This is a genomic window from Sphingomonas changnyeongensis, assembly GCF_009913435.1.
Classification (GTDB): domain Bacteria; phylum Pseudomonadota; class Alphaproteobacteria; order Sphingomonadales; family Sphingomonadaceae; genus Sphingomonas_B; species Sphingomonas_B changnyeongensis.
This window is the reverse complement of record NZ_CP047895.1, coordinates 349,617-365,808: the sequence shown is the minus strand read 5'-3', so window position 1 is coordinate 365,808 and position 16,192 is coordinate 349,617. Positions and strand designations below refer to the sequence as shown.

Annotated in this window: 14 protein-coding genes and 1 pseudogene; 2 read left to right on the top strand and 13 right to left on the bottom strand. The window is 67.8% G+C overall.

Translation table 11 applies throughout. From position 1 onward, the window contains the following. Positions 1-2 precede the first annotated feature (2 nt). The 3 genes from GVO57_RS01820 to GVO57_RS01810 are packed head-to-tail and all read right to left on the bottom strand — an operon-like array spanning position 3 to position 3,696. Positions 3-2,051 (bottom strand): hydantoinase/oxoprolinase family protein, encoded by a 2,049-nt coding sequence (locus GVO57_RS01820; protein ID WP_160591371.1) that lies wholly within the window; start codon positions 2,049-2,051, stop codon positions 3-5. Positions 2,052-2,063: 12 nt separating this feature from the next. Further along, the gene (locus GVO57_RS01815) at positions 2,064-2,966 is read right to left on the bottom strand and encodes a hydroxymethylglutaryl-CoA lyase (protein ID WP_160591369.1); all 903 of its coding nucleotides are present in this window, start codon (positions 2,964-2,966) and stop codon (positions 2,064-2,066) included. A 43-nt stretch (positions 2,967-3,009) separates the two neighbouring features. Continuing rightward, positions 3,010-3,696 carry a GntR family transcriptional regulator gene (locus GVO57_RS01810; RefSeq protein WP_160591367.1) on the bottom strand — a complete coding sequence of 229 codons (687 nt, stop codon included), beginning with the start codon at positions 3,694-3,696 and terminating at the stop codon, positions 3,010-3,012. Between the two features lie 357 nt (positions 3,697-4,053). On the opposite strand from GVO57_RS01810, the gene GVO57_RS01805 reads away from it, so the two are divergent. Next, positions 4,054-6,594, top strand: a complete 2,541-nt coding sequence (locus GVO57_RS01805) for a TonB-dependent receptor (RefSeq protein ID WP_160591365.1) — start codon at positions 4,054-4,056, stop codon at positions 6,592-6,594. 138 nt (positions 6,595-6,732) lie between these two features. Here the strand turns inward: GVO57_RS01805 and GVO57_RS01800 are convergent, their stop codons facing one another. The 8 genes from GVO57_RS01800 to GVO57_RS01765 form a co-directional block, all read right to left on the bottom strand. Further along, positions 6,733-8,190, bottom strand: a complete 1,458-nt coding sequence (locus GVO57_RS01800; protein WP_160591363.1) for a flippase — start codon at positions 8,188-8,190, stop codon at positions 6,733-6,735. 36 nt (positions 8,191-8,226) lie between these two features. Beyond that, complete coding sequence (rfbA, locus tag GVO57_RS01795; protein WP_160591361.1) at positions 8,227-9,099, bottom strand: glucose-1-phosphate thymidylyltransferase RfbA; 873 nt, start codon at positions 9,097-9,099, stop codon at positions 8,227-8,229. Positions 9,100-9,150: 51 nt separating this feature from the next. Next, positions 9,151-10,011, bottom strand: coding sequence for a dTDP-4-dehydrorhamnose reductase (gene rfbD, locus GVO57_RS01790; RefSeq protein WP_160591359.1), 861 nt, complete (start codon positions 10,009-10,011; stop codon positions 9,151-9,153). Between the two features lie 5 nt (positions 10,012-10,016). After that, complete coding sequence (gene rfbB, locus GVO57_RS01785) at positions 10,017-11,084, bottom strand: dTDP-glucose 4,6-dehydratase (protein WP_160591357.1); 1,068 nt, start codon at positions 11,082-11,084, stop codon at positions 10,017-10,019. Then, the gene (gene rfbC / locus GVO57_RS01780) at positions 11,081-11,647 is read right to left on the bottom strand and encodes a dTDP-4-dehydrorhamnose 3,5-epimerase (protein ID WP_160591355.1); all 567 of its coding nucleotides are present in this window, start codon (positions 11,645-11,647) and stop codon (positions 11,081-11,083) included. The genes rfbB and rfbC overlap by 4 nt, the downstream gene beginning before the upstream one ends. Beyond that, positions 11,647-12,987: a UDP-glucose dehydrogenase family protein gene (locus tag GVO57_RS01775; protein ID WP_160591353.1), complete on the bottom strand. Its 1,341-nt coding sequence runs from the start codon at positions 12,985-12,987 to the stop codon at positions 11,647-11,649. Before GVO57_RS01775 ends, rfbC begins: the two co-directional genes overlap by 1 nt. Before the next feature lie 28 nt (positions 12,988-13,015). Continuing rightward, the gene (locus GVO57_RS01770; RefSeq protein ID WP_160591351.1) at positions 13,016-13,408 is read right to left on the bottom strand and encodes a hypothetical protein; all 393 of its coding nucleotides are present in this window, start codon (positions 13,406-13,408) and stop codon (positions 13,016-13,018) included. Positions 13,409-13,758: 350 nt separating this feature from the next. Then, positions 13,759-14,382, bottom strand: a complete 624-nt coding sequence (locus tag GVO57_RS01765) for a DNA-3-methyladenine glycosylase family protein (RefSeq protein ID WP_160593764.1) — start codon at positions 14,380-14,382, stop codon at positions 13,759-13,761. Between the two features lie 181 nt (positions 14,383-14,563). On the opposite strand from GVO57_RS01765, the gene GVO57_RS01760 reads away from it, so the two are divergent. Further along, entirely contained in the window at positions 14,564-14,881 is a 318-nt protein-coding gene (locus GVO57_RS01760; RefSeq protein WP_160591349.1) for a 2Fe-2S iron-sulfur cluster-binding protein, read from the top strand. A 52-nt stretch (positions 14,882-14,933) separates the two neighbouring features. Here the strand turns inward: GVO57_RS01760 and GVO57_RS01755 are convergent, their stop codons facing one another. Continuing rightward, positions 14,934-15,590: a hypothetical protein gene (locus GVO57_RS01755; RefSeq protein ID WP_160591347.1), complete on the bottom strand. Its 657-nt coding sequence runs from the start codon at positions 15,588-15,590 to the stop codon at positions 14,934-14,936. Positions 15,591-15,645: 55 nt separating this feature from the next. Then, positions 15,646-16,166 (bottom strand): annotated as a pseudogene (locus tag GVO57_RS01750) (23S rRNA (guanosine(2251)-2'-O)-methyltransferase RlmB). Positions 16,167-16,192: the final 26 nt, after the last annotated feature.

Genomic DNA, 16,192 nt, shown 5'->3' with positions numbered 1-16,192 from the left:
CCTCAGGCCGGGGTGATCAGGATGTTGCCGACCCGGTCGACGGTCGCGACATGGCCGGATTCGATAAGCGTGGTGGAATCCATCTCGGTCACGATGGCGGGGCCGGGGATCACGTCGCCGGCGCGCAGCCGCGCCCGGTCATAGATCACGGCCGCCTGTTCGCGCCCGTCCATCCACAGCAGATGGTCGCGGATGCGCGCGGCAGCGGGGTTGCCGTCGCCCTGCGGCAGCTCGGCCGCCGGCAGGTCGAGCGCGCGCCCCAGCGCCACGGCGCGCAGATTGACGATCTCGTGCGCGGTTTCCATGTTGAAGGTGAACAGGCGCAGATGCTCGGCATCGAAGCGCGCGGTCAGCCCGGCAATGCCGTCGCGGCGCAGCGTGTCGGGATCGATGGTCAGCGCGACCTCGAACGCCTGGCCCTCATAGCGGACATCGACTTCGAACAGGCTGGTGATGTCGGCCGCGGCCACGCCGTCGGCGGCCAGTTCGGCGCGGGTCTGCGCCGCCATGTCGTCGAGCAGGGCGATCAGTTCGGCCTCGTCGGTCTGGTGGGCGAGCCGCGAGAAGGAGCGGGCGGTTTCGGTGCGCACCCGCGTCGTCGCATCACCAAGCGCGCACAGCACGCCGGGCGACACCGGCGAGACGGCGGGCCAGCTGCCCATCAGCCGCGCGACCGCGTTGACATGCAGCGGCCCGGCGCCGCCAAAGCCCATCAGCGCAAAGTCGCGCGGATCATAGCCCTGCTGGACCGAGATCATCCTGAGCGCGCCGAACATGTTTTCATTGACGATGTCGATGATCCCGCGCGCAGCCGCCATCAGGTCGATGCCCAGCGCATCGGCGATGGTCTGCACGGCGCGGCGCGCGCCCGCCCGGTCGAGCGTGAAGGTGCCGCCGAGCAGGTTTTCGGGCAGATAGCCGAGCACGACATTGGCATCGGTGACGGTCGGCAGCGTCCCGCCCTTGCCATAGGCGACCGGGCCGGGCACCGCGCCCGCCGATTGCGGGCCGACGCGCAGCGCGCCGGTCAGTTCGGGCACATAGGCGATCGAGCCGCCGCCCGCGCCCACGGTCTTGACGTCGAGCGCGGACGCGCGGACCGCCAGATGGCCGACCTCGGTCGTGCGCTGGCGGCGCGGTTCCAGATTCTCGATCAGCGCGACATCGGTCGAGGTGCCGCCGACATCAAGCGTCAGGATGTTGCGCAGCCCGGCATTGCGCGCCACCCACAGCGCGCCGGTGACGCCACCCGCCGGGCCGGACATCAGGATGTTGACCGGATGCTCCTCGGCCTTTTCCGACGACATCAGCCCGCCATCGGAGCGCAGCAGCGCGATCTTGCCGGCCATGCCCGTCTCGCGCAGCTTGGCGCGCAGATTGCTGACATAGCGCGAGACGACCGGCCGCACCGAGGCGTTGGCGACCGTCGACAGCGTGCGCTCATATTCCTGCATTTCGGGCAGGACCTCGTGGCTGAGCGACACCGGCACGCCGGGCAGGATCTCGGCGGCCAGTTCGCCGATGCGCCGCTCATGCGCGCCGTTCACATAGGCGTTGATCAGCGACACGGTCACCGCCTCGACCCCGGCGGCCTTCAGCCGCTCAAGCGCCCGGCGCGCGCCGGCCTCGTCCAGCGGGCGCACCTCCGCCCCGTCCGCGCCGATCCGCCCGCCAACGGCAATCGTGTCCTCAAGCGCCGCGAGCGGTTTGGGTTTGGGCCAGATGATCCAGCCGGCAAGCCCGCCGGGCACGAAGCTGCGCGCGATCTGCATGATGTCGCGATAGCCTTCGGTGACGATCAGGCCGACGCGCGCGCCCTTGCCCTCCAAGACCGCATTGGTCGCGACCGTCGTGCCGTGCAGGAAAATCTCGATCTGCGCCGGATCGATGCCGGCGGCGGCGCAGATCTGCCGGACGCCGTTCAGGATCCCGACCGAACTGTCGGCGGGCGTCGACGGCGTCTTGTCGCGCCAGAAGCGACCGGTTGATTCGTCGAACAGCAGCAGGTCGGTAAAGGTGCCGCCGACGTCGACGCCCAGGCGATAGGCCATGTCTTCCCCTCTTCAGATTGCGCGCGCGGGGAAGGGGCCGGCCCGGCCCATCATCCCCGGCAGATCCTTGTCCATGAGGCCGGCCAGCCAGCGGCCGGCATCGATCAGCCGTTCAAGATCAAGCCCGGTCGCGATCCCCGACCGGTCAAGCATGTAGATCACGTCCTCGGTCGCGACATTGCCGGCCGCGCCCCTGGCGAACGGGCAGCCGCCCAGCCCGCCCAGCGCGGTGTCGATGGTTTGCGCGCCCGCCTCGATCGCTGCCCAGACATTGGCGATGCCGGTGCCGCGGGTGTTGTGCAGATGCACGCGCACCGGCAGCGGCGCGATGGCGGCGCGCACGCGGCGCACCAGCCGCGCCACCGCCGCCGGCACCGCGACGCCGATGGTGTCGGCGAGCGCGATCTCGACCGGGCCGGCCGATGCCAGCCGTTCGGCGATCGCCACCACCCGGTCCTCCGCCACCTCGCCCTCATAGGGGCAGCCGAAACTGGCGGCGATGGTGGCCTGGCCGCTGCGCCCGGCGGCGCGCGCGGCGGCGATGATATCGGCGGCGACCGCGACCGATTCGTCGCTGGTCTGGCCCTGATTGGCGATGGCGAACCGGTCGGTCGCGACGCACACCGCACCCAGCTGGCCGATGCGCGGATGGGCGAGCGCGCGTTCGGCGCCGCGCGCGTTCAGCACCAGGCCGATAAAGGTGATGTCCGGCCGGTCGGGCAGGGCGGCGGCGACGTCATCGGCATCGGCCATTTGCGGCACGCGGCGCGGGTTGACGAAGCTTGCCGCCTCGATCCGCCGCGCGCCGCAGGCGATCAGCCGGTCGATCAGCGCCAGCTTGTCTGCCGTCGCGACGATCCGGGCCTCGTTCTGCAGGCCGTCGCGCGGGCCGACTTCGACGATCTCGATGTCCATGGCGCGCTTTTGTATACAAACGGCGCGGATGTGCAAGCGCCTGTCAGGCGGGATCGCCGCCCTCGCCATTGCTCTCGCGGCCGCCCATCGAGGCGCGATAGGCGTCCGAATAGGCATGGAAGGCGCGGCGGATATGGCTGGCCATCACCGCCTGCGCCCATTCGCCGTCGCGGCGGGAAAAGGCGAGGATCAGCTCGTCATGCTCGGCGACCGAGCGGGCGATCTGCTGGGCGTCATATTGGCGGGCGGTGCGCGCCACGACCGGCTGCTCGACGATCCCGGTCAGCAGCTGCGCCAGGCTGGTCGATGCCGCCGCCGTCAGCACGATGCCGTGAAAGGCGCGATTGTGATCGAGAAAGGTCTGGACGTCGAGCTCCGGCCCCGAAACCGCGCGCCGCATCACGGCATTATGGCGCTCAAGCGCGGCCATGCCGGCGGCATCGATCCGGGTCGCGGCGCGGGCGGCGGCGCGTGCTTCCAGGATGCCGCGCAGCGTGAAGCTCTCCTCCACTTCGTCGAACGACCATTCGTTGACGAAGGTGCGCTGCGAATCGCTGCGGCGGACAAAGCGTTCGACCTCCAGCCGGCGCAGCGCCTCGCGCACCGGGGTGCGCGACACGCCGCACGCCTCGGCCAGATGCTCCTCCCTGATCTGGGCGCCGGGCGGCAGCATGCCGGCGAGGATCTCGGCGCGGATGAAACGATAGGCGTGGTCAGACGCGCGCGACATGGCACTTCTCCGGGGGACTTGACGGGACAGGTTTGTATACAATAGCGTCTGTGCTTGAAAGAGAGGGGCCGCGTGGTGCCACATCGCATCAAGGTGATCGCAGCCATGCCGATGGGCGACGCGCGCGCGGCTGTGCTCGTCTCGCCCGGTGTCGGCCATCGCGCGCATGCCTCCTCATGGTCTGCAACTGGCGTGCCCGCCGATATCCGCAGAGCCGGGCCATGACCAGTTTTCCCGCCCGGCCCGGCCAGCATCGCCGCCTGTCACCGCGCTGGCGGTCGGGCCTGAGCGGGGCAGGGGCGTGTTTTCCGTGCGGCGCGAGCGTGCCGGTCCGATGCTGATTCTTGGGGGGACAATATGACGAACGCCACCATCTCCGGCCGAAAACTCCTCGTCCTGCTGACCGGGATTTCGGCCACCGCGCTGATCCACGCGCCTGCACTGGCCCAGGCGGCCCCGGCACAGGAGGCCGCCGCGCCCGCGAGCGAGCCGGGCGACATCATCATCACCGCGCGCCGGGTGAATGAAACGCTGTCCGAAGTGCCGGCCTCGGTCACCGCCTTTGACGCGCAGACGATCGCGACCGCCAACATCCAGACCGCGTCGGATTTCGTCCAGTTCACCCCCGGCGTCACCATCGTCAGCTCGACCGCCGAGGCCGGCGACACGCAGATCAACATCCGCGGCCTCAACGGCGCGCGCGACGCCGAAAGCTCGGTCGCGCTCGTCGTTGACGGGATCCTCAAGACCAATGTCGCAGCGCTCGACCAGAATCAGGGTGCGATCCGCCAGATCGAGGTGCTGAAGGGTCCGCAGGGCGCGCTTTACGGGCGCAACGCCGCTGCCGGCGCGATCGTCATCCAGACCCAGAAGCCGACCGACACGCTGACCGGCAATGTGCGGCTGAGCTATGCCAACAACCGCACCATCGACGGCGATGCGACGCTGTCCGGCCCGCTGGGCGACGGGATCGGCTTCACCCTGTCGGGCAATTATTTCAAGACCGACGGCTTTTTCCGCAACGAGTTCCTGGCCGACCGCACCTCGGTCGACGACCGCGAGACGTGGAACGTCAATGGCCGCGTCGTCGCCGAACTCGGCGCGGATACCGAGCTGGACGTGAAGGCGCGCTATGGCCAGCTGAGCGGCGCGTCGATCGCGTTCAACGCCGCGTTCCATCTGCCCAACTTCGCGGCGGTCAATCCGGCTTTCTATGCCGATGTGAATGACCACCGGTTCCGTTTCTATTCGAACATCCGCCCGACCAACAACCAGAAGACGCTGGAGGCGTCGGCCAAGCTCGATCATGATTTCGGCGATGTCCGCCTGACCGGCTGGCTGCTTTATTCGGACATCCGCAACAATCTGACCGCTGACGGCACCTCGGCCGATTTCGCGCGCTATATCGGCGCGGCCAATCCGGCGGGGCAGGCAACCGTCAACGCCTGCTTCGCCTCGACCGCGGCGTTGACCGGTTTTCCGCTCAACCCGCCGACTTTTATCGGCCAGATCCCGGTGCCGTTCATCTTCGCGCCGGCCAATGGCTCGACCTTCGGCCCCTATTCGCCGACGACCTGTGACGGCACCCAATATCAGGTCCGCAACCAGCGCGACCTGAGCGCCGAGATCCGCCTGGCGTCCGATGGCGACAACCGGCTCGACTGGCAAATCGGCGCCTATTACCTCAACCTGTCGCGCAAGGTCGGGGTCAGCCTGGGCGGCGATACCGGCGCGGGGGTGATCCGCAATCTCTACAACCCGGCCAACTCGGCCAATCCGACGTCGCAGCTGCTGGCTGACCGGTTCAAGACCGATGTCTATGCGGCGTTCGGCTCGGTCGATTTCGAGGCGACCGACAGCCTCGACCTGGGCGTCGCGCTGCGTTACGACGTCGAGGAACGCCGGGTGCGCAGCCTGGTGCCGACCGCGACCGATCCGTTCACCGGCGGGCCGATCAACCCCGGCCAGGCGTTCGGCCCCATCCAGCCGCAACAGGGCAGCTTCAAGCAGCTCCAGCCCAAGGTGACGGCACGGTTCGAGATTCTCGACCGCACCTATCTGTTTGCCAACTGGGGTGTCGGCTTCAAATCGGGCGGATTCAACAATCAGGGCTCGGCGGCCATCGTCAACGCCAACTTCAACCAGTTCCTGAGCCTCAACCCGCGGGTCCTGATCGACGACCGGTTCCGCAAGGAACGGTCGAGCGCGTTCGAGGCTGGGATCAAGGGGCGCATCGGGCCGATCAACTATAATCTTGCCGGCTATTACACCCGCGTCACCGACATGCAGTTCTTCGAGTTCTTTGTCGGCTCGTTCGGCCTGCTGCGCGTCGTGTCGAACATCGACCGGGTCGACCTGAAGGGCGCCGAGCTCGACGTCAATGTCGAGCTGGTCAAGGGCTGGAAGCTCTATGGCGCGCTGAACGTCACCGACAGCGAGATCAAGGCCAACCGGTCGCGCCCCGACACGGTCGGCAACAAAAGCCCCTATACCGCCGACTATACGCTCAATCTGGGCAGCCAGTGGACGATCCCGATGGGGCGCGAGATCGATTTCATCGCCCGCGCCGATTACCGGCTGACCGGGCCGACCTGGTTCCACACCGTCCAGAACCAGGAACGGCCGACGCTGTTCAGCGGCCTGCTGCCCGGCTCCGCACTCGCGCTGCCGCCGGTCGTCGGCAATGGCCGCTTCGATGTCGCGCGGCGCGGCGAATTCGGCGTGCTCGACGTGCGTGCCGGCATCCAGACCGAACGCTGGCGGCTGACCGCCTTTGCCAACAATCTGCTCAACGAGCCGGTGCTGGCCGAGGTCATTCCCGCGATCGAGTTTGGCGGCTCGTTCCTGTCGCCGGGGGCGCGGCGCCTCTACGGCGTCGAGGCCGCCTATAAATTCTGACCCCTCCGGCCGGTCCGCCACCCCCTGTCCCTGGCCCGGCCGCGTGGCGCCGATCTCCCTTGATCGGCGCCACACCCTTATCAGGCGGATGGGGCGCCGATCTCGCTCGATCAGCGCCACATCCTTATCCGGCCCACTCTATCCGGCGCGACGCCGCAGCGCGCCCAGCCGCGCGGTGATCAGCAGGCGGAATTCGCCCGGCAGGATCGCCCAGCTGATCGCCGTCGCAAGCGCGGCAAGCGCCATGCCGCTCAGCCACCAGAGCGGCTGGCGATAGTCCATCAGCGCCCCGCTACCCGCCCCGGCCAGCAGAACGAGGCCGAGCAGCGCGATCCACCGCCCATGGCTGACCCGGCCGCGCGCGGCGAGCGCCATGGCGATGAAATCGACCGCACAGCGCAGCGAAAACACGACCGCGCAGCCCATCAGTCCGAACTGCGTCATCCCGACATAAAGCGCCGCCAGATAGGGCGGGATCTGGATGAGCAGCAGCTTGGTCACCAGATCGGGCCGGCCGGTTGCCTGCAGCCAGCTATAGGGCACCACGGCAAAGGCGTTGACCCAGAAGCCGAGCAGGATGACCACGCCGACCTCGGCCGACTGGCGGCCCAGCTCGCGCCCGATCCACAGGTCGAAAAACGGATGGATCAGATAACAGGCGACCAGCACCGGCGCGCTCAGCGCCGCCAGCAGCGCCAGGATCGCATTGTCGGTCAGCGTGATGCGTTCCGCCTCGCTCGCCGTCGGCAGGCGCGGGAACAGCGCGCCCGACAATGCGCCGGGGATCACCGACAGCCGCTGCGCCAGCTGGAACGGCACCGTGTAGATGGTGACCGCGACAGCGCCCAGGATCGCGCCGATCGCGAACCGGTCAAGGATGACGAGCATCGGCCCGAACAGCGCGGTGACCGTCACCCAGCCGCCATAGCCGAGCAGCTGGCGCGCCTCCGCGCCGCTGAACCGCTGGCTCTGCCCCCGCGTCAGCACGTCGCGGCACGCCCACCACAGCATCAGGATCGCGACGCTGCGCGCGGCGAGCGCGGCGGCCAGCAGCGGCCCCAGCCGGGGGCCGGACACGAAGGCCAGGATCAGCGGCAGGATCTGGAACAGGCTGGTCGACAGGATCGAGATCATGTTCGACTGCAAAAAGCGTTCGCGCGCCTGGAGCGCGCCGCTGAGCGTGCCGGTCAGCGTCGCCACCGGCACCGACAAAGCGAGCAGCGGCACGCTTTCGACGATTTCGGGCCGCAGCGCGGCATCGACCTTGAACACATGGGCAAAGAAATAATCGGCCGCGACATAGAGCACGGCTGCACCGACCGCGCCCATCAGGATGTTGACCGCAATCGCCGTCCAGAACACGTCTGCCCGCGCCTGCGCGTCCGCATCCTTGAGCGCGGCGATCCGGTAGGTCGTCGCCCGGCCCAGCCCCAGATCGAACAGCCCGAAATAGCCGAGCAGCAGAAAGGCGATCGACAGCACGCCGTAGCGGTCGGCCCCGACCAGCTTCAGATAGAGCGGGACGGTTGCGAGCGCGAGCGCCATCGGCACGATCGCGCCGATCAGATTATAGCTGGTGTTGCGGCCGATGCTCATCGTGGCGGTGCGGACAGGAACGCCGCCATGCCCCGGTCAGCCGCGCCCGTCCGCCAGGTCGAGCAGCGCCCGGCCATAGGCGGTCTTGGCGAACATCTGCCCGCGCGCGCGCAGCTGATCGACATCGATGAAGCCGTTCTTGAACGCGATTTCCTCAAGGCTGGCGATCTGCACGCCCTGCCGCTTCTGGAGCGTGCGGACAAACTCCGACGCTTCGAGCAGATTGTCGTGCGTGCCGGTATCAAGCCAGGCAAAGCCGCGGTTCATCTGTTCGACGTAAAGCTCGCCCAGCTCCATATAGATGCGGTTGAGGTCGGTGATCTCCAGCTCGCCGCGCGCCGAGGGCTTCACCGTCCTGGCAAACTCGGTCACCCGCTGGTCGTAGAAATAAAGCCCGGTGACCGCATAGCTCGACCGCGGCACCGCCGGCTTTTCCTCGATCGACAGCGCCTTGCCGTTCGCATCCAGCTCGACCACGCCGTAAGCCTGCGGATCATCGACATGATAGGCAAAGACGGTCGCGCCGGTCGCGCGGTCGCGGGCGCGGTGGAGCAGCCCGGACAGACCCGCGCCGAAAAAGATGTTGTCGCCCAGCACCAGCGCCGCCGGCCCGCCGGCGACATGTTCCTCGCCGATCAGGAATGCCTGGGCCAGCCCCTCGGGGCGCGGCTGCACGGCATAGGAGATTTTGAGCCCGAATTGTTCGCCGGTGCCGAACAGCCGCGTGTAATTGTCCAGATATTCGGGGCTGGAGATGATCAGGATGTCGCGGATGCCGGCCATCATCAGCACCGACATCGGGTAATAGATCATCGGCTTGTCATAGATGGGCAGCAGCTGCTTGTTGATCGCCAGCGTCGCCGGATGCAGCCGCGTGCCCGAGCCGCCGGCCAGGATGATCCCCTTCATCGTCCCTTGTCCCTTCCTGTATCGTCTTGCGTCCGCGCTGCGGCGGTCCGGTCAGCCGTTCCTGCCCGTCAGCCGGTCAACAATCTCGCCGACCGCGTCCTGCCAGGGGCGCGGGCTCAGCCCATGGTCGCGGGCGATGCGCGCCGTTGCCAGCCGCGAGTTGGCCGGGCGGCGCGCGGGCGTCGGATAGTCGGCGGTGGTGATCGGATCGACCCGCGCGGCCAGCCCGGCGCGCGCGATCACGAACGCCGCCAGCGCATGCCAGCTCGCCTCGCCGGCATTGACGAAATGATAGGTTCCCGCCGGCCCGCCGCCCGCCGCGATCGACAGCAGCGCATCGGCAATGTCGATGGCCGAGGTCGGGCAGCCGATCTGGTCGGCGACGACGCGCAGCGTGTCGCGCTCCGCCCCCAGCCGCAGCATCGTCTTGACAAAGTTGTGACCAAACGGGCTGACCACCCAGGCGGTGCGCAGGATGACATGATCGGGATTGGCGGCGCGGACCGCCGCCTCGCCCGCTTCCTTGGTCGCGCCATAAACGCCGAGCGGGGCGACGGGATCATCCTCGTCATACCAGCCGGGCTTGCTGCCATCGAACACATAGTCGGTCGACACATGGATCAGGCGGATGCCCGCCGCCGCCGTCGCCCTGGCGAGCGCCGCCGGCGCAGCGGCATTGACCGCACGGGCGGTGTCGGCGTCGCTCTCGGCCTTGTCGACCGCGGTATAGGCGGCGCAGTTGATCACCAGTCCCCAGTCGCGCCCGGCGACCGCGCGGGCGAGCGCGTCCGGGTCGGTCAGGTCGAGCGCCGCCCGGCCGGGCAGCACGACCTCGATCCCGCGTTCGGCGGCGCGCGCGGCAAGCGCGGTGCCGACCTGGCCGGTGCCGCCGGTGACGAGGATCGGGCGCATCGCGCTCAGGCCGATTTCAGGCCCAGCCGCTCGCCGCCATATTGGCGCGCGAGGATCGGCTGCCACCAGGCCTCGTTGTCGAGATACCAGCGGATCGTCTTGGCGATGCCGCTTTCAAAGCTTTCGGCGGGCGTCCAGCCCAGCTCGCGCTCCAGCTTGGACGCGTCGATCGCATAGCGGAAATCATGCCCCGGCCGGTCGGCGACGAAGCTGATCTGGCTGCGATAGCTCTGGCCGTCGGCGCGCGGGCGGATGGTGTCGAGCGTCTCGCAGATCGTCTCGACGACGGCGAGGTTGGTGCGTTCCGACCGGCCGCCGACCATATAGCTTTCGCCCACCTGGCCGCGCTCGAACACGGCGGTCAGCGCGCGCACATGATCATCGACATACAGCCAGTCGCGGACATTGTCCCCGCGCCCGTAAACGGGAAGCTTTTCCCCGCTCAGGCATTTGAGGATCATCAGCGGAATGAGCTTTTCGGGGAAGTGATAGGGGCCGTAATTGTTCGAGCAATTGGTGATCAGCGTCGGCAGGCCGTAAGTGTGGTGCCACGCGCTCACCAGATGGTCCGAACCCGCCTTCGACGCCGAATAGGGCGAGCGCGGGTCATAGGCGGTTTCCTCGGTGAAGAAGCCGTCGGGGCCGAGCGCGCCGAACACCTCGTCGGTCGAGATGTGGTGGAAACGGAACGCCTGACGCTCCGCCTCGTCCAGCCCGCGCCAATAGTCGAGCGCCGCCGACAGCATCGTGAAGGTGCCGACGATATTGGTTTCGATGAACGCCGCCGGGCCGTCGATCGAGCGGTCGACATGGCTTTCGGCGGCCAGATGGGTGATCACCTGCGGCCGGAAATCGGCGATCAGCGCGGCGATCGCCGCGCGGTCGCAGATATTGGCCTCGGCAAAGCGGTAGCGGTCCGACGCCGCCACCGGTTCGACCGACGACAGATTGCCGGCATAGGTGAGCGCGTCGACATTGAGCACGCTGTGTGGCGTGTTGGCGATCAGGTGCCGCACCAGGGCCGAGCCGATAAAGCCGGCGCCGCCGGTCACGAGGATGCGAAGGCTGGTCATTGCGCTTCCAATGGCGTGAGAGGACGCCCGTCATAGGCGAACGGGCTTGCGAAATCCTTGAGGCGGGGCAGTTTCTGGTCCTTGTCGGACAAAAGCGGCCCGTCCGCCGGCGCGGGCCAGGGGATGCCGAGATCGGGATCGTCCCAGGCGATGCCGCCATCACAGTCGGGCGCGTAGAAATCCGAGGTCTTGTAGGCGACCGCGCAATCCGGCTCGAGCGTGATGAACCCGTGGCCGAAGCCCGCCGGGACATAAAGCTGTTCGCCGCGCTCGGCGGTCAGCTCGGCGGCGACCCAGCGGCCGAAGGTCGGCGAACCGGCGCGCAGATCGACTGCCACGTCCCAGATGCGCCCGGCAAGGCAGCGGACCAGCTTGGCCTGTGCATGCGGCGGCGTCTGGAAATGCAGGCCGCGCAGCGTGCCGGCGGGCTTGGAAAAGGACTGGTTGTCCTGCACGAAATCGGCGTCGATCCCGGCGGCGCGGTAACGGTCGCGCTGATAGGTTTCGGCAAACCAGCCGCGCGAATCGGCGAACCGGCGCGGGGTGATCAGGACGACCGGCATCAGCCCACCTTCTCGATCGGCGCTTCGGCTCCCGCAACGCCGCGGCCGATGCCGTGATAGGCGATGCCGGCCTTCGCCACTTCGTCCGGGTGATAGACGTTGCGCAGGTCAACGAGCAGCGGCTGCGCCATGGCGGCGGCGATCCGCTTCAGATCGAGCGCGCGGAACGCATCCCATTCGGTGACCAGCACCAGCGCATCGGCCCCGCGCGCCGCGTCATAGGCATTGTCGACATAGGCGATGTCGCCGAGCAGCGGCCGCGCCTGCTCCATGCCTTCGGGGTCGTGCGCGACAATGTCCGCGCCGGCCGCGCGCAGCACCTCGACAATCGCCAGCGACGGCGCGTCGCGCATGTCGTCGGTATTGGGCTTGAACGTCAGGCCGAGCAGGCCGATGCGCTTGCCGCGCGCATCGCCGCCAAGCGCCGCGATCACCTTGTGCCCCATCGCCACCTTGCGCCTGTCATTGGCCTCGACGGTCGCGTTGACGATGCGCAGCGGGACGTCATTCTCCTCCGCCGTGCGCAGCAGGGCGAGCGTGTCCTTGGGAAAGCAGCTGCCGCCATAGCCCGGCCCGGCATGCAGGAACTTGCCGCCGATGCGGTTATCAAGGCCGATGCCGCGCGCCACGTCCTTCACGTCCGCGCCGACCTTTTCGGCCAGATCGGCCAGTTCGTTGATGAAGCTGATCTTGGTCGCCAGGAACGCGTTCGCCGCATATTTGATCAGCTCGGCGGTGCGCCGGCCGGTGAACAGCAAGGGCGCGGCGTTCAGATAAAGCGGGCGATAGATGGCGCGCATCACATCCTCGGCGCGCGCATCCTCGGCACCCACGACGATGCGGTCGGGGCGCTTGAAATCGCCGATCGCGGCACCTTCGCGCAGGAATTCGGGGTTGGAGACCACCGCCCAGTCGAGATCGGGCCGGGTCTCGCGCAGGATCGCCTCGACCTTGTCGCCGGTGCCGACCGGCACCGTCGATTTGGTGACGACCACCGCCGGGCCGTCGGCCAGCTCGGCAATCTCGCGCGCGGCGGCGAAGACATAGCTCAGATCGGCATGGCCGTCGCCGCGCCGCGACGGCGTGCCGACCGCGATGAACACCGCATCGGCCCCGGCGATTCCGGCCTTCAGATCGGTGGTGAAGGACAGGCGGCCCGCCTTCACATTGGCGGCGACCAGAGCGTCGAGCCCCGGCTCGAAAATCGGCATCCGCCCGGCTTCGAGCGCGGCGATCTTGCCCGCATCCTTGTCGACACAGATGACATCATGGCCGAAATCGGAAAAACAGGCCCCGGACACCAGCCCGACATAGCCCGAACCGATCATCGCAATCTTCATGGTTACACCCCTTTTGGCGCGGCTTCCCCTAGCCCTGCCAGCAAATCATTGCCACCTGATTTACCTCGATTGGGGGTGGAGGAGCAGCCCGGCGCGCCGAACCGCGCGCCGCGCACCGCCGCGCCGATGCGCGGATGGCGTCGATCCGGTTGTCGTGAAAGCGGGAGATGGCCTCACGGGGCGGCGGAAGTTTCTGTTTTTCAGCGGATTGTTCGGGCCGGTCTGTCCGGTTCGATTTTGCGCCAGGCCTGCGCCCCTGTGCGTGGCGGGTTTCGGGCTGATCTGAAGGGCGACCGAATGACCGAAAATGGCTGGGGAGCCGCTGCTCGTCGCGCAGCTTCCAATCATTTTCTAAATGAGGGGAAGAAAGACGATAACGACATAAAAAGAGCATGTAACTGCCAGAATAAAGTTCCGCCAACTTGGGCGTCTGGCTGAAGCGATAGACGAGATTAAGGAGGCGAGCAGAAAAACCGGAACAAAAAACCAGGCTGACGAGAGAAGTTTCTGAGAATCGTCGCAGCCTCCGCCGCATATCATCGCCGAAGCGATTAAGGCGAAGCTGGAGACCGGCATAAACGCCACGCCTGACAGAAGTGCGATCACAATCGACAGCGCCATGACCGCGTACCCAGAAAGGGTAAGTATTCCATAGCGATCATATAACGCTGGCAACATCGATGAATTTTGCCATCGAAGGCCAATGTTGACAATAGGGGCGCTGCCCAAACCGCAGGTTATTGCCTGAAAATCCGAATAGCCGACATGTCCTCAAACCGGTTCGCGACTGGCCGCGTAGCAATGCCACGCAAAGATTGCCGCCGCGCCGCGATGGGGGCGCCAGGGTTCGGCCAGTTCCCGTACCAGCCGCTCGTCGGGCCTTGTGGCATGGCCCAGCAGCACGCCGACTTCGCGCTGCACGGCCAGATCGCCGGCCGGCCAGATATCGGGCCGCCCTTCGGCGAACAGCAGATAGATTTCCGCCGACCAGCGGCCGATGCCCTTGATGCGGGTGAGGGCAAGGATCGCTTCCTCGTCATCCCCCGGCAGGCTGTTGAGGTCGAGCGTGCCATCGGCGACCAGCGCCGCGAGGCTGCGGGCATAGCCGGCCTTTTGCCGCGACAGGCCGGCGGCGCGCAGCGCCTCGTCCGACAGGGCGAGCAGCCGCGCCGGATCATCGACATCGCCGGCCGCGTCCGCAAGCCGTGTCCACATCGCCGTGGCGGCGGCGACGCTCACCTGCTGGCCGATGATCGTGCGCATCAGCGTCGCATAGCCGCGCGGGCGGATGCGCGGTTCCGGATAGCCGGCGCGGGCGAGGGCGCGGGCAAAGGCCGGTTCGATCCCGGCCAGCGCATCGAGCGCGGCGCGCAACTGGTCGGCGGACAGGCCCATCTGCTTGACCCTTTCGTCAAGCCGCGACATGGCGGCGTCGTGACGTATCGACGGAGCGGCTGTCGATCAGGCTGGATCGGAGCGGCCGTTCCAGACAGTTGATTTGCCGCATTTTCCAATGCCGCCGGGTCAAGTCCACCCGGCTTGAAAATGCTCTATGCCGAACGGAAGGGGAACGCAAATGCCGAAGCTCGTGGTTGTCGCGCGGAACGGGAATGAACGGACGGTCGAGGGCGATGCCGGCCTGTCGGTCATGGAAGTGATTCGCGACAATGGCTTTGACGAACTGCTCGCCCTTTGCGGCGGCTGCTGCTCGTGCGCGACCTGCCATGTCCATGTCGACCCGGAATGGACCGCGCGCCTGCCGGCGATGAGCGAGGACGAGAACGACCTGCTCGAATCGAGCGATCACCGCAATGCCGACAGCCGGCTGGCCTGCCAGATCCCGTTCACGGCCGAGCTTGACGGCCTGCGCGTGACCATCGCCGCCGAGGATTGATCGGCGGGCGGGGCGGGAGCGTGGCCGCGCTCCCGCCCCGGTCAGGCCGGCTTTACTTCAGGCGCAGCACGGCGGTCGGCGCGTCGCGGGTGAGCGGCGTCGCCTTCCAGCTCAGCAGCCGCCGGCCCTCGGTGCCGGCGGTCGCGCCATCCTCGCTGTTCTGGCTGACGATTTCGGCGTCGGTGTCGATCACGAACACGCCGTCCACCTCGGAGGCGGGGCGGTTCATCCCCGGCGCGTCGCGGCCCAGCCCGCTGTCATCGGCGGCAAAGCCCGGCGCCTTGACGCGGACGGTGCCGTTGGCGCGCAGCTCGACCGACAGGAACGGGAAGATCGCGCCGGCATCGCTGTTGAACGGAAACACGAAGCCGTGGCTGAGCGTCCCGCTCAGCTGATAATCGATCAGGAAGCGGTTGCCGCCCAGATAGCGGACCGAGCGATAGCCGGCCTCGCGGCCAAGCGCCTCGGCCAGCGCCGCATTCTTCGCGGCATTGTCGCGGCCCTCGGCCTCGCGGTTCTTCGCCGCCTCGGCCTTGTTCTTTGCCGCGCCCTCGATCGCGTCCGACATGGCCCCCGACATCGCCTTATCGGGATCAAGCGCGATCACCTCGCCCTGATAGCTGAAGGTGAAGCTGCGATCGGCATTGACCGTCAGGCGCGAGCTGAACTTGCCCGGCGTCAGCAGGCAGCCGGTCAGCAGCAGCGGCATCAGCAGCAGCGCCGCCAGCCGGCGCAGGGCGAGGGGGGCAGATCGGGCATCGGCATCAATCCTGCCCGGTCCGCCCGGTCATCGCCGCATAGAGCGAGATGGCAGCCGCGTTCGAGACGTTGAGGCTTTCCACGCGCGGCGAGATCGGCAGCCGTGCCAGCTCGTCGCAATGCGCGGCGGTGTTGGGCGGATGCCCTCGCCCTCGGCCCCCAGCACCAGCGCGATCCGCGCCGGCCCGAGCGTGTCGGCAAGGTTGCGCGTCGCCTCGCCGGCCAGGCCGATCCGCCAGAAGCCCGCTTCGGCAATCTCGTCGAGCGCGCGGGCGAGGTTCACCACCCGCACCCAGGGCACGAGTTCGAGCGCGCCCGAGGCCGATCTGGCGAGCGCGCCCGATTCGGGCGGGCTGTGCCGGTCCTGCGTCACGATGCCGACCGCATCGAACGCCGCTGCCGAACGCAGGATCGCGCCGACATTGTGCGGATCGGTCACCTGATCGAGCACCAGCAACGTCGCCGGGCCGGGGCGTTCGAGCAGCTCGTCCAGATACGCGTCGGGCAGGGGATCGACATCGAGCACCAGCCCCTGATGCGGCGCATCGGGCG

What these genes read in the sequence shown, in the direction of transcription:
- rfbB (WP_160591357.1), bottom strand. Translation starts at nt 11,084, where the DNA reads ATGACCAGCCTTCGCATCCTCGTGACCGGCGGCGCCGGCTTTATCGGC.
- GVO57_RS01815 (WP_160591369.1), bottom strand. Translation starts at nt 2,966, where the DNA reads ATGGACATCGAGATCGTCGAAGTCGGCCCGCGCGACGGCCTGCAGAAC.
- rfbD (WP_160591359.1), bottom strand. Translation starts at nt 10,011, where the DNA reads ATGCGCCCGATCCTCGTCACCGGCGGCACCGGCCAGGTCGGCACCGCG.
- GVO57_RS01820 (WP_160591371.1), bottom strand. Translation starts at nt 2,051, where the DNA reads ATGGCCTATCGCCTGGGCGTCGACGTCGGCGGCACCTTTACCGACCTG.
- GVO57_RS01755 (WP_160591347.1), bottom strand. Translation starts at nt 15,590, where the DNA reads ATGCCGCTGCTGCTGACCGGCTGCCTGCTGACGCCGGGCAAGTTCAGC.
- rfbA (WP_160591361.1), bottom strand. Translation starts at nt 9,099, where the DNA reads ATGAAGGGGATCATCCTGGCCGGCGGCTCGGGCACGCGGCTGCATCCG.
- GVO57_RS01765 (WP_160593764.1), bottom strand. Translation starts at nt 14,382, where the DNA reads ATGGGCCTGTCCGCCGACCAGTTGCGCGCCGCGCTCGATGCGCTGGCC.
- GVO57_RS01775 (WP_160591353.1), bottom strand. Translation starts at nt 12,987, where the DNA reads ATGAAGATTGCGATGATCGGTTCGGGCTATGTCGGGCTGGTGTCCGGG.
- GVO57_RS01760 (WP_160591349.1), top strand. Translation starts at nt 14,564, where the DNA reads ATGCCGAAGCTCGTGGTTGTCGCGCGGAACGGGAATGAACGGACGGTC.
- rfbC (WP_160591355.1), bottom strand. Translation starts at nt 11,647, where the DNA reads ATGCCGGTCGTCCTGATCACCCCGCGCCGGTTCGCCGATTCGCGCGGC.
- GVO57_RS01810 (WP_160591367.1), bottom strand. Translation starts at nt 3,696, where the DNA reads ATGTCGCGCGCGTCTGACCACGCCTATCGTTTCATCCGCGCCGAGATC.
- GVO57_RS01800 (WP_160591363.1), bottom strand. Translation starts at nt 8,190, where the DNA reads ATGAGCATCGGCCGCAACACCAGCTATAATCTGATCGGCGCGATCGTG.
- GVO57_RS01805 (WP_160591365.1), top strand. Translation starts at nt 4,054, where the DNA reads ATGACGAACGCCACCATCTCCGGCCGAAAACTCCTCGTCCTGCTGACC.